The sequence below is a fragment of the Microcystis sp. LEGE 00066 genome (genome assembly GCF_015207925.1).
GTDB lineage: Bacteria > Cyanobacteriota > Cyanobacteriia > Cyanobacteriales > Microcystaceae > Microcystis > Microcystis ichthyoblabe_A.
This window is the reverse complement of sequence record NZ_JADEVX010000380.1, coordinates 1-1,096: the sequence shown is the minus strand read 5'-3', so window position 1 is coordinate 1,096 and position 1,096 is coordinate 1. Positions and strand designations below refer to the sequence as shown.

1 protein-coding gene is annotated in these 1,096 nt (G+C 45.8%); it reads right to left on the bottom strand.

Annotation, left to right across the window (positions count from 1 at the left end):
* Positions 1-172: 172 nt before the first annotated feature.
* Positions 173-1,003, bottom strand: a complete 831-nt coding sequence (locus tag IQ224_RS23665; RefSeq protein WP_036399491.1) for a hypothetical protein — start codon at positions 1,001-1,003, stop codon at positions 173-175.
* Positions 1,004-1,096: the final 93 nt, after the last annotated feature.

The following is a 1,096-nucleotide window of genomic DNA, read 5'->3' as shown; positions in this document are numbered from 1 at the left end:
GTGTAGGGTTTTACCCATTTTCAGGCGGTCAATTACCTAATTTTCAGGGAAAAAGTCCCTGAATTTTCCCCCCAATCACTCCAATCGCTGGTACTTTTTGATTTCAAAAAAGTCTAAAAATATTATCCAACAAGGTTTTTAGATTTATTCAGCAATCCCTATCTAAGTCCTTCTAGTAACCAGAAGACCGGGTATTAATCGGTTGTTGGATGGAGAAACCCCGGTTAATACTTTGAGGGGGAACTTGATTGGGGGTGCCATTATTGTTGGGCGGCATTCCCTGATTGGGATAACCAGTGACGTTAGGTTGATTGCCGTAAACGGGGGCCTGATATACGGGGGGTTGATAATAGTTGGATTGGTTGCTAGAGCCAGGGACCGGGTTAGGGTTGGCATTATTCCAGGAGGGTAGGGTCCGAACATTTTGTTGATAAGGGGAATAATTTCCCTGGGGGGCGACTTGATTCGGGTTGCCCCCAGGGTTGAGATTAGAATAATTATTCAAGTTAGCAGTCCGCGAGCGATTTTCGATTTCTCTCTGTAAAGGATAATTGCTAGTGTTGCCACTAATCGGTTGCACTTGAATCGGTTGCAGACCTTTACTAGCATTCGGTACTGGATTTGGCTTGACTGGCGGCATTAACGGGGCGAATAAAGAGGGTTTCTGGTTGTCATTGGGATTAGTATTTAAAGGATCAAAAGGCTGCGTCGAGGCCGGTCTCCCCGGGCGAGCGGTATTATTATTGGCAGGAATGGCCGGCAGTGGTACGGCAGTGGGGAGAGGAGTATCGGTAATCTTGTTGCTCTCGATTTCGCGTTCCTCCAAGGACTTTCCTGGGGTATCGAATACCGAACCCAACCATTCAGGATTCTGTTGATATATCGAGAAAGCAATGAGAGCTAAGGAAAATATTCCTAGGGGCAGCCAAAATAAAGGTTGGGCAAAGGGTTTTAATCCTGCCAAGAAATAGCGCATGGAAGAAGAATCTTTATAGTTACTCATACCGCTTTACCCTCTATAGGTTTTCCTCCATGCTATCAAATCATTAAGCAGTGATCAGTTCACTGAGAAAACTCCCCACACCCCACACCCCAC